The sequence below is a fragment of the Novosphingobium sp. TK71 genome (assembly GCF_055361505.1).
The window spans coordinates 1,153,925-1,168,463 of record NZ_JBSZKA010000001.1 but is presented as its reverse complement, the minus strand read 5'-3'; the positions used below and the strand labels follow the sequence as shown (position 1 = coordinate 1,168,463).

Annotated in this window: 13 protein-coding genes; 7 read left to right on the top strand and 6 right to left on the bottom strand. The window is 65.8% G+C overall.

Translation table 11 applies throughout. The features are described 5' to 3' along the window. Positions 1 to 79 precede the first annotated feature (79 nt). From ACXJ16_RS21210 to ACXJ16_RS21195, 4 genes are all read right to left on the bottom strand, one after another. Entirely contained in the window at positions 80 to 1,084 is a 1,005-nt protein-coding gene (locus ACXJ16_RS21210; RefSeq protein ID WP_463923278.1) for a FecR family protein, read from the bottom strand. A 94-nt stretch (positions 1,085 to 1,178) separates the two neighbouring features. Beyond that, a complete protein-coding gene (locus tag ACXJ16_RS21205; RefSeq protein ID WP_054436379.1) occupies positions 1,179 to 1,679 on the bottom strand; it encodes an RNA polymerase sigma factor in 501 nt (166 codons plus the stop codon). A 102-nt stretch (positions 1,680 to 1,781) separates the two neighbouring features. Next, positions 1,782 to 3,137 carry a sigma-54-dependent transcriptional regulator gene (locus tag ACXJ16_RS21200; protein ID WP_463923277.1) on the bottom strand — a complete coding sequence of 452 codons (1,356 nt, stop codon included), beginning with the start codon at positions 3,135 to 3,137 and terminating at the stop codon, positions 1,782 to 1,784. After that, on the bottom strand, positions 3,134 to 4,876 hold the full coding sequence (locus ACXJ16_RS21195) for an ATP-binding protein (protein ID WP_463923276.1): 1,743 nt from the start codon (positions 4,874 to 4,876) through the stop codon (positions 3,134 to 3,136). Before ACXJ16_RS21195 ends, ACXJ16_RS21200 begins: the two co-directional genes overlap by 4 nt. Positions 4,877 to 5,051: 175 nt before the next feature. Here ACXJ16_RS21195 and ACXJ16_RS21190 point away from each other — a divergent pair, with 175 nt between their 5' ends. Genes ACXJ16_RS21190 through ACXJ16_RS21165 form a run of 6 tightly spaced genes read left to right on the top strand, consistent with a single transcriptional unit; the run spans position 5,052 to position 8,061 of the window. Next, entirely contained in the window at positions 5,052 to 5,384 is a 333-nt protein-coding gene (locus ACXJ16_RS21190) for a hypothetical protein (protein ID WP_185999875.1), read from the top strand. Positions 5,385 to 5,394: 10 nt separating this feature from the next. Continuing rightward, on the top strand, positions 5,395 to 6,042 hold the full coding sequence (locus ACXJ16_RS21185; RefSeq protein WP_463923275.1) for an SDR family NAD(P)-dependent oxidoreductase: 648 nt from the start codon (positions 5,395 to 5,397) through the stop codon (positions 6,040 to 6,042). Continuing rightward, on the top strand, positions 6,039 to 6,671 hold the full coding sequence (locus ACXJ16_RS21180; RefSeq protein WP_463923306.1) for a DoxX-like family protein: 633 nt from the start codon (positions 6,039 to 6,041) through the stop codon (positions 6,669 to 6,671). The genes ACXJ16_RS21185 and ACXJ16_RS21180 overlap by 4 nt, the downstream gene beginning before the upstream one ends. Next, positions 6,664 to 7,137, top strand: coding sequence for a DUF2269 family protein (locus tag ACXJ16_RS21175; RefSeq protein ID WP_054436377.1), 474 nt, complete (start codon positions 6,664 to 6,666; stop codon positions 7,135 to 7,137). Before ACXJ16_RS21180 ends, ACXJ16_RS21175 begins: the two co-directional genes overlap by 8 nt. After that, complete coding sequence (locus tag ACXJ16_RS21170; protein WP_463923274.1) at positions 7,134 to 7,667, top strand: DUF4166 domain-containing protein; 534 nt, start codon at positions 7,134 to 7,136, stop codon at positions 7,665 to 7,667. The genes ACXJ16_RS21175 and ACXJ16_RS21170 overlap by 4 nt, the downstream gene beginning before the upstream one ends. Further along, entirely contained in the window at positions 7,660 to 8,061 is a 402-nt protein-coding gene (locus ACXJ16_RS21165) for a thiol-disulfide oxidoreductase DCC family protein (protein WP_185999872.1), read from the top strand. Before ACXJ16_RS21170 ends, ACXJ16_RS21165 begins: the two co-directional genes overlap by 8 nt. A gap of 30 nt (positions 8,062 to 8,091) precedes the next feature. Here the strand turns inward: ACXJ16_RS21165 and ACXJ16_RS21160 are convergent, their stop codons facing one another. Next, on the bottom strand, positions 8,092 to 9,837 hold the full coding sequence (locus ACXJ16_RS21160) for a M14 family metallopeptidase (RefSeq protein WP_463923273.1): 1,746 nt from the start codon (positions 9,835 to 9,837) through the stop codon (positions 8,092 to 8,094). A 211-nt stretch (positions 9,838 to 10,048) separates the two neighbouring features. Between ACXJ16_RS21160 and ACXJ16_RS21155 the strand changes: the two genes are divergently transcribed. Then, the gene (locus ACXJ16_RS21155; RefSeq protein WP_463923272.1) at positions 10,049 to 12,163 is read left to right on the top strand and encodes a TonB-dependent siderophore receptor; all 2,115 of its coding nucleotides are present in this window, start codon (positions 10,049 to 10,051) and stop codon (positions 12,161 to 12,163) included. A gap of 78 nt (positions 12,164 to 12,241) precedes the next feature. Here the strand turns inward: ACXJ16_RS21155 and ACXJ16_RS21150 are convergent, their stop codons facing one another. After that, positions 12,242 to 14,425 (bottom strand): TonB-dependent siderophore receptor, encoded by a 2,184-nt coding sequence (locus ACXJ16_RS21150; RefSeq protein ID WP_463923271.1) that lies wholly within the window; start codon positions 14,423 to 14,425, stop codon positions 12,242 to 12,244. Positions 14,426 to 14,539 lie beyond the last annotated feature (114 nt).

The following is a 14,539-nucleotide window of genomic DNA, read 5'->3' as shown; positions in this document are numbered from 1 at the left end:
TCAAGGGTAAGGACGGGGGAGTGGGGCAGGTCCGGTAAAAATATTCGAGAAATTCGTCAGGAGCGGAAAAAAGAGAACCTTAGTAGAGAAGCGTCAGGAGCGGACCAACCCGCATGGTCCGGAGTTTGAGCTCGCCTGCGATCGTCGCCACTGCGCCCTCGATGTCGTTGGTATCGAAGACGCCGCTGACCTTGCGCGTTGCCAGCGCGGACCGCGCCACCACTATGCGGCCGTGACGGTAACGGTTGAACCGGGCGACCGCATCTCCCAGTGGCGCCGCATTGACGATCAGGCGTCCGCGCTGCCAACTCAGGGCCTGATCCACGTCGATCCGCCTCGTTACTCTGAGACCGCCTGCGCCATATTCGACCTGCTGTCCGGGCGACAGGACGGCCGCGCGGGCCGTCGATCCGCCGCTCGCCGAAATGCGGACCTGGTGCTCCGCCACGGTCACGCTCACCGATCCGGGAACGCGGTCCACGATGAAGCGGGTGCCTAGGGCGCGTGCCTCGCCGTTGGCGGCCGACACGATGAAGGGACGATTCCCCGCCCGTGCTTTCGGAACGGCTGCAAAGGCTGCGACCCCCGCCAGAAGATCGACGCGGCGTTCCGTTCCGCTGAACCGCGCGGCTATGGCGCTGTCCGGGCCGAGTTGCACGCGCGATCCGTCCGCCAGCGTCACCATCCGGGTTTCTCCGGTTCCGGTGCGATAGTCCGCCCGCAACATGGTCAGCGGATCGCCGTACCACAGCGAGCCCGTGCCGATGAGGAGGGCCGCGCAGGCGGCGATGGCACCCGCGCTCACGATCCGGTGCAAGGCGCGGTTCCGCAAGCTGGGAGCCACCGCGTGAGCTGCGGGGGGCAAGTCTTCCAGCAGGCGGCCGGGATGTTCGGCAAGGGCGCCGAGACTGGCCCAGGTCGATCTGGCGTGGGCAAAGGCCGCCGCATGGCGACGATCTGCCTGGAGCCAGGCATCGAGCGCCTGCTTTTCATGCTCGCCGAGAGGTTCGCCGCCGACCCGGATGATCCATTCCACCGCGATATCGTCGATCCGCTGCCCGTCGGCAGGTGTTTCGCTGTTCATGATCGCCCGCCCCTGACGGAAGATCGCCTCGTGCGATCACCATGGAGGACGGTCGGCGCGTCCATCGGGAGTAAATTTCGCTGCATCGCCATGTCTATTGGAGCTTCAGGCGCTTGATCGCATGGGCCAGCGCCATACGCAGGTGCTTTTGCACGGAACTCTCCGAAATGCCGAGGCGGTCTGCCGTCTCGGCATAGCTGAGGCCCTCGATCTTGTTCAGCACGAACACATGCCGGGTTCGTTCCGGTAACTCGCCTACTACGTCATGCAGGCGTTCCAGCGTCTGCCGAGCCGCGACGGTGTCATCCACCGCGGGGATATCTTCGGGGACATTAGCAATACGCTCGTCATCCGCGTGTTCGGTGTAGCGCCGTTCCGGCTTGCGGACGTGGTCTATCGCGAGGTTGTGCGCGGTGCGATAGAGATAGGACCGGGCGTTGCCGATCGTATCCAGCCGTCCGCTCTCCGCGATCCGTACGAAGGCATCCTGTGTGAGGTCTGCGGCCAGAACCGGGTCTCGCAGCTTCCGTGTAAGATAATCCTGCACCGAGCGCTTATGCGTCAGATACAGGCGTTTCAGCGCCCGATCCGCCAAGACTCGCCACCCGTTCAAGCATTACAGAGAGATAGCCGCTAGGGCATTTGCGACCGGTTCGCAACAGTGTTGCCGGCCCTAGGCGCGTCGAAAATTCGCCGCCTAGCGCAGCGCCATCCGGTCCATCTTCTTGAGCAGGCCTACCCGGGAGAGGCCCAGTTCACGCGCGGTATGCGTGTGATTGTGGCCCGTGCGTTCCAGCGCTTCGGTGATGCGCCGCCGTTCCAGTTCCATCACTTCCTCCTGCAACGACTGGCGGGAGGAAGGCGGCGGGCTTTCGGCGACGGCCGTTGCGGCATCCTCTCCCATTGCGAAGGCGAGGTCGGCGATGCCGATGACCCTGCCGCCGGGGCTCTGCGGGGCCAGCGCGGCGGCGCATTCGACTACCGAACGCAGTTCGCGCACGTTTCCGGGCCAGCCATGGCCTTCCAGCCATTCCAGCGCGCCGGGCGCAAAATGGGCGGGAGCACCATCGACGCGCCGCAGGAACACCCTGGCCAGCAGCGCCACGTCTCCGGCTCGGTCCTCAAGGGCCGGCACCTTGAGGACGACGCCTTTCAACCGGTAGTAGAGATCCTCGCGGAAGCTGCCTTCGGCCACGGCGGCGGCAAGGTCGCGGTGCGTGGCGGCAATTATCCGGACGTCCGCATGACGAACGTCCCGTGCGCCGACCGGCTGGTAGCTGCCATCGGCGAGAAAGCGCAGCAGCTTGACCTGCATCGCTGCTGGCATCTCACCGATTTCGTCAAGGAACAGGGTTCCGTGCGACGCGGTTTCGACAAGCCCGGGTCGGTCGGCGTGGGCCCCGGTGAAGCTGCCCTTGAGGTGGCCGAACAATTCGCTTTCGAGCAGGTCCGCCGGAACCGCGCCGCAATGGACCGGGACCAGCGTGCGCGCCGCGCGCGGCGAGGCAGTGTGTATCGCCCGCGCCACGAGTTCCTTGCCGGTGCCGCTCGGCCCCAGCACCATGACCGGCAAGGTGGTGGGGGCCACGCGGCGGATCAGGTCGCGCAAGGACACCATGGCCTGCGATTGGCCGATAAGGCCCATGTCTTCGGCGGCATGTTCGCGGGCCTGGGCCGCGGCGAGTTCCCGGGCCAGACGCGCGCGTTCCAGCGCGCGTTCGACGACGACCTTGAGCATGTCCGGGTCGACCGGCTTGGCGAGGAAATCCCATGCGCCCGCCTCGATCGCCTTGAGCGCGAGGGGCTGGTCCGCGTGGCCTGTCATCACCACGACCGGAGAGGGCGCGAATTGGCGGATCAGGGCGAGACCGGCTTCGGGATCGTGGTGAGGCGGCATTGCGAGGTCCAGCAGGACCACGTCGGCGCCATGGGCCTCGAAGGCGGACCGCGCCGTGTCGCCGTCACCTGCGGTGGTCACCTCGTGTCCCAGCGAGCGCAGCCATCCGGCGGTCAGGCGCTGGAATGCGGGTTCGTCATCGGCCAGCAGGATCATAGGGCTCTCTCGAAAGTCAGGCGAAAGCAGGTTGACCAGCCGGGGCGGTCGGCGAGTGTCACGGTGCCGCCGTGTGCCTCCATGATCCGCAGGACGATGGCGAGGCCAAGGCCCGTCCCTCCCGGACGGCGAGACACGAAGGGGCGGAACAGGTTTGCCGCGATTTCGGGCGCGATGCCCGGGCCATCATCGCAGACGTCGATGGTGACGGCGCGACCATCCTCGGCGATCACCGATACCTGTGTCCCCATGGCGCGGGCATTGTCGATCAGGTTCGTCAGTGCCCTGACCAGGGCCATCCGGTCCGCCATCACTTCCAGGTCCGGCGGCACCTGGGTATCCACCCCGAACGAGGTGAGCAGTTCACTCAGACGCAGCGGCCGGGGGGCGATCGTCCAGGCGCGGGCATAGTCGAGAATATCGGTGACGAGCGCGTTCATCCGCGCCACCTGCTCGCCGATTTCGGCGCGGACGCCGGGCGGTGCGGCTGTGGCGGCCATCTGGACGATGCCCAGCGGGTTTCGCAGATCGTGCGCCACCGTTGCCGCAAGAGCGCCCAGTTCGGCAAGGCGCGCTTCGCGTTCCGCATCGACGAGGCGGCGTGCGGAGGACAGGCGCCTTGCGCTTTCGGCGGCAATCTCGGTGAAGCGCTCGGCAGCGTGGCGGGTGGCTGCGGGGGCATCTTCCCAACCGCGCAGGGAGACGGAATCCCCGTCTATCCGAAGGTCGGGCCCCCCTGCAGGAAGCGCAAGGTGTCGTTGCAGCAGCTCATTGGCCATGGCCGTCAGTTCTGTCTCGTCGGAAGCCTGTGCCAGAAGGTCGCGCCATCCCGCGATGTCCGCTTCTTCGATCCGCGCGCCGGGAAAGACGAAGCGATCGGCCATGCGCTTGAGCGGGGTGAGGATCGCCAGTCCCAGCATGAGCGTGGCGGCCAGTGCGGTCCAGGTCGCGAGGAAACCCACCGGACGATCCGCAAGGGCCAGCGGCAATGCGGCGATGAATACGCTTGCCCCTCCGGCCCCCGCGATGAGCAGCAGCCAGACCAGGGCGCGGCGTGCCCAGACATCGGCCAGCATGAAGTTGTGGCGCACGATGCCGTAGACGAGCGCAACCGAATAGAGGGGCAGGAGCAGTACCGGCCATGGGTAGGCATCGATCCCGAACGCGGGAAAGGCAAAGCCGGAGAGAGCCGCGAGGCCAAGCAGGCTGGAGACGAATACGGCGCCCGCCTGTTGTCCCTGCAGCCCGGCCTGCCGCCGCCAGACCCGGAGGAGCCGCAGATGTCCCGCGACCGACAGGATGGCCGCCACGCCCAGCACACCCCATCCCACCGGCGAAGGGACGAAGAAGCCCGCAAACCCGTGCCAGGGTATGACCTCGCCGACCCCGAAGAGGAGCCCGACCAAGGCGGCGAAGCTTGCCAGGGCATAGCTTGCCAGCGCGACAGGGCGCAACGATCCGCATAGCGCGAATGCAAAGACAAGGTGGACGAAGGCAGCGGCGGGCAGGGGCGAGAGGGCGATGAGGGGGACGGTGAACGGCCCGGCCCGCAGGCCGATGACGGCCGGCGCCACTTGCGCGATGCTCCAGATGCCCACTCCGGCAAGGAAGGCGGCGAGCAGTGACGATCCCGGCAGCTTTCGGGCGCGCATCAGCACGAAGCCTCCCAGCAGCAAGCTGGCAATCGCTGTCAGCGTGAGCGCGCCGACGTAGGCAGTGATGCCGATCGCTGTATCCATCGTTGACGGCTCTATCATCGTTTTCCGTTCACGTCGTTAACATCTGCGCGGGCCGGGACCTCGAAAAAGCTCGGATTCCGGGCATTCACGGAATGATCGAGCAATTGGCATGCCACTTGCGAATGGGTTGCCGACGCCGCGCCAAGCCGGAGCGGCGATTCCGAAGGAAACTGCCATGTTGATACCGATTGCCGCCCTTTTGCTGACTTATGCGCTGACTGCGCTGATCGCGACGCTTGCTGCGGTAGTGCTGTGGCGACCGCTCTCGATCCTGCTGGCCGAACTGTGCGGGACGGAGCAGCGCTCGCGGTTCTGGGCAGTCTGGTCGGTGGTGATGATGGTGGCCACGCCGCTGCTGTTCGTTTCGCTGAGAGGCGTCGCAACCGATCCGACCGAGCTTGTGCAGGGGACCATGACGAGCGCTCTCATGGGTGTGCTTCTGGCGCTCGTCGGCATGGGCTTCGCGGTATGGAGCCGCACCCCCCGCCACGCTTTCCATGACGCCTGAGGAGGAAGGGATGCGGGTACTCGTCGTCGGAGCCGGAGGCTTCATCGGGCGGCATCTGGTAGGACGGCTGGTAGTCGAAGGACTGCAGGTCGTCGCTGCCGGGCGCGAACCGGCGAGCCTGTCGCGCAGGCTTGCCGGTGTGGAAACCATCGCCTGCGATCTCGCCCGCGACGATCGCGCGCAATGGGCCGAAAGGCTGCGCGGGGTCGACGCGATCGTGAACTGCGCCGGGATCATCGGACGGGGAGCCGACTATGCCGGCGTGCACGAACACGGTGCCACAGCGCTGTTCGACGCGGCTCTCGCGGCAGGGGTCGGCAGGGTGATCCAGGTTTCGGCGCTGGGGGCTGACCACACCGGCGTCACGCCTTACCATCGCAGCAAGCGCGCGGCGGACGATTATCTCGCGCGGCTCGGAGCGGATGGGACAGTGATGGGCTGGGCGGTCGTGCGGCCGTCGCTGGTGCTCGGCAGGGGGGCGCGAGCATGGCGTTGTTCGCGGCGCTCGCCGCCTTGCCCATCGTTCCGCGTCTCGGAACCGGGCAATGGCAGGTGCAGCCGATCCATGTCGACGATCTCGTCGATATCCTGCTGCGTCTGCTTCGTGCGCCTGCCCCGCTGCATCATCGCCTCGATGCCGTTGGGCCTGAGCCGATGACCACCGATGAACTGACCGCCGTCATCCGGCGCTGGCTGGGCCGGGGCAGGGCGCCGCAGCTTGCTGTCCCCCGCAATCTGCTGGCGCTGGCCGCTCGCCTCGGGATCGGTCCGGCGACACCGGAGAGCCTGGCAATGCTGGAGGCGGGGAATACCGCGCCGATGGCGCACCTTCTTGAAGCGACGGAGGGCAGGCCCAGCCCCGTCGAGCAGATGCTTGCATTGCATCCGGCGACGGCGGCCGACGTGGCGGCAGCCCGGCTGGCGCCGGTGATCCCGGTGGCGCGGTGGTTGCTGGCGCTGGTCTGGCTCGCAGGGGGACTGGTCTCGATCGGAGCGGCGCCGGGCTTCGCGATCGATGCCTGGCTCGCAAAGCTGGGATTGGGCGGCGCGGCTGCTTTCGCCGTGCTCTGGGCCGGATCGCTGGCCGACATTGCGGTGGGACTGGCCATTGCGGCCCGGCGGCACGGCGCCGCGCTTGCGGGCGTGGCGCTGATGGGCGTCTATACCGCGATCCTCACCACGATCGCCCCCGAACTCTGGGCGGACCCGTTCGGGCCGCTCGTCAAGAACCTTGCCGTGCTCGGCCTTTCGCTGGTCGTGCATGTTCTGGAGACGCGCCGTGGATGATTACCTGCTTCTCAAGCTGATCCATATTCTCAGTTCCACGCTGCTGTTCGGAACCGGCCTCGGCACCGCGTTCCACGGCTGGATGGTGAACCGGAGCGGACCGCTGGCCGCGCGTCGGGCGGTGAACCGCAATGTGGTTCTGGCAGACTGGCTGTTCACGACACCCGCCGTTATCGTCCAACCGGTGACGGGCGTGTGGCTGGCGCGGATCGCGGGCTTTCCGCTGACGAGCGGCTGGCTGGTGCTGGCCATGGCGCTCTATGTCGTTGTGGGGGCCTGCTGGGTACCGGTGGTCTTCATCCAGATCGCGATGCGCCGGATCGCCGACGAGACCCCTGATGGCGAAGCGCTGCCGGCGTGCTACTTGCGTCTCTCGCGCTGGTGGTTCGCGCTCGGCTGGCCGGCATTCGCCGGGGTGATCGTCATCTTCTGGCTGATGGTAGCCAAACCGGAGATCGTGTTGTGAGCCCGCCGTTGTTTCGCCAGTTGCTCGGAAAAGAGATGGATGCACTGCCGCCGCTGCTGCAGGAGGCGCATGACGCTTTCGACAGACAGCGTTGGGAGGGGCTTGCCGACATCACGGTCAGCCGTAATCCCGCGGCTTGGCTGCTGTGCCGAGTGATGAATCTGCCTGCGCGGGGCCGGGGCGTGCCGGTTACGGTGGTCTTCGAGAGAAGCAAGGGCCATGAGAACTGGCTGCGGACATTCGCTGGCCGCAGCTATCGAAGTGAGCTCTCCGTCAAAGGCGGGCGCGTGGTGGAGCGGATGGGCCCGGCCACAAATGTTTTCCGGCTGTCGGTGAAGGACGGACGGTTGCTGCTGGACCTTGAGGAATTCCGGTTTCTCGGCCTGGCCCTGCCTTCCTGGCTGCGGCCTCGCTGCCACGCCAGCGAGCGGGAGGAGCGGGGGCGCTACATATTCGACGTGCCGGTCAGTCTTCCTTGGCTGGGCCGTGTCATTCGCTACACGGGCAGCATGGAACGGCGCGATGCCTGAAGGTCACCCGATCATCCTGTTCGACGGGAACTGCGTACTTTGCTCCGCCAATGCGCAGTTCGTCCTGAAGCACGACCGGGCGCGGCGGTACCTTCTGGCGCCGATGCAGGGCGAGATCGGGGCCGCGCTGTTCCGGCAGCACGGCGTCGATCCTCTCGACCCTGACACGATCCTGGTGATCGACGGTAAGAAGGTGCTTCGGGACAGCGATGCCGTCATTTCCATTTACGCGGGATTGGGATGGCCGTGGCGCATCGCCGGCGCGGCCCGCTTCGTCCCTCGTTTCGTGCGGGACCGCGCCTATCGCCTGATCGCGCGCAACCGCTATCGGATCTTCGGCCGCCGGGAGACGTGCTGGTTGCCCCTTCCGGAGGATGCGGATCGCATGCTCTGACAGCCGCCCGGATACGGTACGGCGCTCTGCCTACAATTCGCGTCCGATGGGATAGAGCCCTGCGCGGTCGTCGCCGAACGGCGTATGGGCAACAAGCCAGGCAAGGCGCGCATCGGCATCGTTCGCGAATTGCGCGTCCTGCGCCAGCCTGCTCTCGAATTGGGCGCGAACCTGGGGGTCGGCTCGGAGCAGTTCTTCCGCCACGGACAGGCTGGCAAGGCGGTCAGGTGTATCCGGCATCTGGATCATGCCGGGAAAGAAGCCCCAGGCGAGGAACGAATCCACTGCTTCGGGTTCCAGCAATTCGGCGGCAAGCAGCCCGCGCGGCTGATCCCGCGGAATGCGCAGGGAGCCTGAAGGCATCGTTTCCCGGCGGGTCTCGTGAATCATCTCGCCGCCTACCGTCATGCGTCCTTCGCTCACCGGGCCGGGCCGGGCGTGGATCAGCCGCACCATGTCGAGATCCAGGGTGCGCGGAGCCTCGATGCGTTCATAGGCGATGCCGTGCAGGTCTAGCCGCCGGATCACTTCGGTGGCGCCCGCAGGAACCCACCAGGCTTCGGGCAGGGTGACGGTCAGCACGGGCTTCTGCCCGAACACCGGTATTCGCAGTTGGCGGGGCCTGGCGAGGTAGCGCAGTTCCATCTCGCCCGTGGCCGGGGAGCGATAGGTCTCGTGCGCCACACCGGAAAACGTGATCCATTCCAGCGGACTGTCATCCCGCTGCCAGCGCAGGGCGAGCGTTTCGGGACGCTCGGCACGGTCGCGGGAAATGGCTCCCTGCAAGTGCGGCAGGTCCCGGGCGGTCTGGCGCAGTGCGGCTTCCATCATCGCATAGGCGCCCAGCACCCGCTGGCGGTAGGGCTTGAGGTTGTGCATTTCGACAAGGACCGTCGGTATGCGCGCTAAGTCGCCATAGCCGGTCGAATAGCGCGGTCCTTCGGCGGCGATGCGCAGGCCATTGTCGAGATCGCGGTCGTCATTGGCGCTCGGATAGAAATGGGGGTTGTGTCCCATCCCGCGCAGGAAGGCATCCACGCCGCTGCGAAACGGGCCGTTCAGCCATTCGGTTATCGCCTGCGACTGGAAATGCCGCCCCCAGCCTGCCGAAGTGTACGTCACGTCATAGGCGTGGTCGAAGCCTTCCGAGACGTGCATGTCAATGTAGAGAACCGGGTCCAGCCGGCGCAAGAGAGACAGCATCGCCTGCGTTTCCGGTGCATCGGCCTTGGCATAGTCGCGATTGAGATTGAGACCTTGCGCCGTGGCGACCGTGCCCGGATTGTCGGGGCCGCGCAGGTGCGGGAAGTTTCGCGGGCTGGCGCGCTCGTGGCCGTCGGCATTGTATATCGGAACGAAAACAAGATCGACCTTGTCGAGCAGGTCTGCCTTGCCGCGCAGCGCAATGTCGCGCAGTAGCATGAGACCGGCGTCCTTGCCGTCGATCTCGCCAGCGTGGATGCCTGCCTGTATCAGCACGACCGGCCTGTTGCTGCCGCTGCTGGCGCGGACGTGATAGAGATCCCGGCCTTCGGCGCTCTTGCCGAAGTTCTCCAGCGCCAGCAGCGGCGAGGCGGCGACCAGCTTCTCCAGCCAGGCCCGCGTTTCCTCGTGACTGGGCGTTTTCCGGAAGCCGGCCCATTCGGCGGGGGTGATCCAGGGATCGTCCATCCGGGCGATCGACCTTTCGCTTTTCCCCGACCAGGGCAACACCGGCGGGAGCGCAGGGCGCTCCTGCGCGGCTGCAGGGCCGATGGCAAGGAGCAGGCCGATCACGCCCGTTGCCGCCCCTCTCAGGGAGCGAGACGGGCATCGCAGGCGTCGCGATGGGGTAGACGATTTGTGCACGGCGATTTCGGCCTTTTTGATCTTGCGTAGCTCGGCACCGGCTTTATGTGACAATATATCATTACGCAATTGCTCCCGCCGAAAATCGGCCGCGGGCAACACTTTGTCAGAAAGCGCTTAGACCATGCGGACCCCGCAAATGCCCGATCGTCCGGTTTCCAACGTGCTTGGTGCCGCTCTCATGCTTGGTGCTGCCACGGCGCCTCTCCCGGTCCTTGCCGCCGAAACCGATCACGAAGAGACGCGTGCCCGGGAAGAGGATCGCGATCACGACCACGCCTCGGTGGACGAGATCGTGGTGCTTGGTCGTAGCCGGATCGACCGGGTAAACGGTTCAGACCTCGTGACCGAGCGCATGTCGCAGGCGAGCATTGCCCTCGACCGGACGATCCTTGACGATTACGGCGTCCGCCGCCTCGCCGATGCGCTGGAACTGGTGAGCGGCATTTCCCAGCAGAACAATCTCGGCGGGCTGCGGGACAATTACGCGATCCGCGGATTTCTAGGCACGCCCGATACGGGCGCGGAGTATTTCGTGGACGGCTTTCTTGCCAATCGCGGCTTTGGCCCGCCGCGCGATCCCGCGAATGTCGAGCGGATCGAGGTGCTGAAAGGCCCGGTGGGGGCGGTGTTCGGTTCGGTGGACCCGGCCGGCGCGGTCAACGTGGTGACCAAGAAGCCGCAATTCGAGCAGGGCGGCACGATGACCGCGAGCGCGGGCTCCTTCGCCACCTGGCGGCTGGAGGGCGACGTGGAATCGCTGCTTGCCGCAAACCTTGCCATCCGGCTGGTCGGCGCGATCGAGAACAGCGACGGTTTCCGAGACCATGTGGATTTGCGCCGCCGTCTCTTCGCGCCCTCGATCGGTTGGCGCCTCGCGCCGGGCACGACCCTGACCTACCAGGGCGAGTACATCGCCTTCCGCTCCCCCTTTGACCGGGGCATCCCGGCTATCGGCACGGATACCGAGGCAGTGCCGCGTGACCGTTTTCTCGGCGAGCCTGGCGACGGACGTGTCTCATCGACCAACTGGCGGCATCAACTCACCGTCGAGCAGGATCTGGGGCAGGGCTGGTCGCTGGTCGGCGGGGGTGCCTACCGCGATGCGCGCATCCACGGCTTCTCCTCGGAAGCCTCGACGCTGCTTGCCGATGGTACGGTGCGCCGCCAGCGCCGTTTGCGTGACTGGAATCTTGAAGACCGGTCCGCGCGGGCGGAGCTTCGCGGTGTGTTCGAGGCATTCGGCACGCATCGGCCCAGTCTGGGGGTGACGTGGTACGATCTCGACTTCGACACCTGGCAGGCCCGCTTCCGCCCCACTGCCGACAATTCCTATCCGATCGATGTCTGGAACCCCGTCTATGGCGGCGCGGCAGGATTGCTGACGCCTTTCACTTCGACACTGGAGCACCGGCAGGCCAGCGCCATCTATGCACAGGACATGTGGGAGGCGACCGACAGTCTCAGTTTCGTGGCGGGCATGCGTTACGAGCGTCTTTCGCAGAGCATCGACAACCGGCTGACCGGGCAGTCCAGCAGGATGAAGCGCAAGCCGCTGGAGTTTCGCGGAGGTGTGCGTTTCCGGCCCGATCGTCGCATTGCGTTTCACGCCAACTGGGGTGAGGGCTTCCGGCCCAACTCCAGCGTGGGCAGGGACGGCAACGCCTTCGCGCCGGAAACGGGGAAGGGCTATGAGATCGGCGCAAAGCTGGTGTTTACCGCCTTCCGCGCCGGTGTAAGCTGGTTCAGTGTGTCGAAGCGCAATATCCTGGCGGCCGATCCTGCCGATGCAAACTATCTCGCCACGGTGGGCCGCATCCGTTCGCGAGGGGTGGAGTTCGATGGCGAGATCGATCTTACGTCCCGCATCCGGCTGATCGGCAACTACGCCTACACCGATGCCGAGGCGCGCGATCCGGCGTTTCCCGGCAGCGACGTGCTCAACGTTCCGCGTCATTCCGGAACCGTGCAGCTTTTCGCGAAGCTGCCTCTGGCCGGACGCGACCTCGATCTGAGCGCGGGCGGCACTTATGTCGGCCCGCGCGCGGCGGCGCTCGATGGTGGCGACTTGAGGCTGGACGGCTACCTCAAGGCCAAGGCAAGCCTTGCTTACCGGATTACGCGGCAGCTTACGGCACGGATCGAGGTGGACAACATTCTCGACCAGACTTACGCGCAGAGCAGCTACAGCGCCTTGTGGATCTACCCGGGCGCACCGCGTTCCGTCACCGGATCGTTGACGATGCGCTTTTGAGGAAACGCGGTTAGGCCTTCTTGCGGGCGCGTCCCTGTTCCTTTCGGGACAGTCGCGCGCCCGCTTGCAGGTTACGGGTTACAGCTTGCCGCGCAGGGTCACCGTGACGTTGCGCGGCATGCCGTAGCGGGCGCTGCCGAGGAACAGGCCCGAATAATACGTCTTGTCGAAGACGTTATCGAGGTGGACCGCAAGCGACAGGCGCTGCGAGAAGCGATAGCTAGCCAGCAGGTCGACGACCGCAAGGCTGCCTTGCGTGTAGACTTCGCCGTTGGGCCCTTCGCCTTCCGCCGTGGTCTTGCCCTGCCAGCGCAAGTTACCGCCCAGGGTCAGTCCTTCCAGGTTTCCTGGAAGACGGTAGGAGGTGAACATCTTGAAGCTGTCCCTGGCGATTTGCGGCAACTGGCGCACGCCGTCGCGGTCCTTCGCCTTCGCATTGGCGAAGCCGCCCGCCACCAGCCAGCCGGGCAGTATCTCGCCGTTCACTTCCAGTTCGAAGCCGGTCGACTTCATGCCCGACACCGCGTGATAGGCAGCGCTGCCGTCGGGTGCAAAGATGCCGGGGCCATCGGCCATGGCATAGTTGTCCTGCTTCATGCGGAAGACCGCCGCGCTGGCACTCAGCTTGCCGTCGAGGAAATCCGCCTTGAGGCCCGCTTCGTAAGTATTGCCTTCGAGCGGGGCGATCACGTCGCCGTCGACGGTGCGCTGGGTCTGCGGCTCGAAGACGCTCGCATAGCTTACATATGCCGAAATGGTCTTGCTGAAGTCCAGCACGAGCCCCGCATAAGGCGTGAAGACGGCCTTTTCATCCGTTTCCCGCGTCCAGGTGCGGATGCCGGACGTGTCCTCGGCATAGCTGTCGCCCTTCCACCAGGTAAGTCGGCCGCCCGCGATCACGGAGAGCGGGGCGATCGGCTTGAGGCGGGCGACACCGGCAGCGGCGCTGGTCCGGATGCGATTGCCGGCAAGGTCGCCGGTGGGCGTCAGGTCGGGCTTGGTGGTCTCGCCGTTCTCGAAGAATTCGAAGGCGTTGACCGATTTCATGTAGTCGCCGCCATACCACCAGCCGGGGTAGGGGGTCTGGTCGTCATCGAACTGGGCGTGGCTGAGCGACAGCGCGACATGCTGTTCCTGGCCGAATGCCTCGAAGGTGCCGCGAAGGTTGGCATATATCGCATCGAGCGTGAGGTCGGATGCCCAACGGGTGGAATAAAGCGTGCCGCCAAGGCCGGTGTTCTTGTCGATCGCGGTGCCGAAGAAGTATCCGATCGTCTCGTCGTAGGAACCGGACTTGTGCTCGGCATCGACCTGCAGGTGCCAGTTCGGGCTGAAATCGTGCGCCACCGAGGCGAACAGGTTCACGCTCTTGCGGCTGAAATCGGACCAGTTGGCGCCGCCGTTGGTGGAGCGCGAGAAGTGCGTCCGGGTGCCGTCCGTGAAGTAGAGCGGGACGCCTCCGCGCGAAGCGCCCTCGTTGCGGAAGTTCTGGTATTCGACCCCCGCGGTCAGCAGCGTGTTAGGGCCGAGGTCCGCTTCGACCACGCCGTAGAGCGCCTGCCGCTTGGCGTGTTCGCGATCGATGAAGGTCTGGTTGTCCTGCCATGCCCCGGCAACGCGGGCGCGGACGTGTCCATCGGATGTCACCGCGCCGCCGAGATCGCCTTCGAGCCGGTACATGTCCCATGAGCCGAGCGTTGCCGAGACGCTGGCGCGGGTGGTTTCACCTGGGCGCTTGCGGATCATGTTGATCGCGGCGGAAGGCTGGCCGGTGCCGGTCATCATGCCGGCGGAACCGCGGATGACCTCGATCCGCTCGTAGGCGATCATGTCGGCGGTGTCTTCGGTGAAGCCGTAGAGGTTGCTCGGGCGCGCAACGCCGTCCACCAGGTAGTTCTTCACCTCGAAACCGCGCGCGGTGTAGTTCGTGCCGTCCGTACCCAGCGCGCTGGATCGGTTCGTCTGGATGCCTACGATCTGCTCCAGCACTTCGGAGATATCGTAGAGCCCCTGTTCCTGCATCCGCTCGCTGTCGATGACCGTGACCGACTGCGGCGTCTCGCGCGAGGAGAGGCTGAGGCCCGTCGTTTCGGTGGCGCCGGTAACGACGATCGCGTCAGGGTCGGGCCCTTCGGTAACCGCTGCGTCAGGGGCGGTTTCTTCGGTGGCGGCTGCGGCATGGGCATTGGCAGCCGTGAACAGGCTGATCGCGAGCACGGATGAAAGGGAACAACACGCGCGGATCTTGGCTCTGACGGACATTCTGGGGTCCCCTCATGGCGATGTCCGGAGAACCCGGCATCAGTTGGGGGCGCCACTAATGAGAATGCTTCTCACATGCAATATACTGGCAATGTTCGGTTGGACGAACAGCAA

Coding starts and splice junctions, on each gene's coding strand:
- ACXJ16_RS21165 (WP_185999872.1), top strand. CDS start 7,660: ATGCCTGAAGGTCACCCGATCATCCTGTTCGACGGGAACTGCGTACTT.
- ACXJ16_RS21210 (WP_463923278.1), bottom strand. CDS start 1,084: ATGAACAGCGAAACACCTGCCGACGGGCAGCGGATCGACGATATCGCG.
- ACXJ16_RS21195 (WP_463923276.1), bottom strand. CDS start 4,876: ATGGATACAGCGATCGGCATCACTGCCTACGTCGGCGCGCTCACGCTG.
- ACXJ16_RS21200 (WP_463923277.1), bottom strand. CDS start 3,137: ATGATCCTGCTGGCCGATGACGAACCCGCATTCCAGCGCCTGACCGCC.
- ACXJ16_RS21150 (WP_463923271.1), bottom strand. CDS start 14,425: ATGTCCGTCAGAGCCAAGATCCGCGCGTGTTGTTCCCTTTCATCCGTG.
- ACXJ16_RS21185 (WP_463923275.1), top strand. CDS start 5,395: ATGCGGGTACTCGTCGTCGGAGCCGGAGGCTTCATCGGGCGGCATCTG.
- ACXJ16_RS21180 (WP_463923306.1), top strand. CDS start 6,039: ATGACCACCGATGAACTGACCGCCGTCATCCGGCGCTGGCTGGGCCGG.
- ACXJ16_RS21190 (WP_185999875.1), top strand. CDS start 5,052: ATGTTGATACCGATTGCCGCCCTTTTGCTGACTTATGCGCTGACTGCG.
- ACXJ16_RS21155 (WP_463923272.1), top strand. CDS start 10,049: ATGCCCGATCGTCCGGTTTCCAACGTGCTTGGTGCCGCTCTCATGCTT.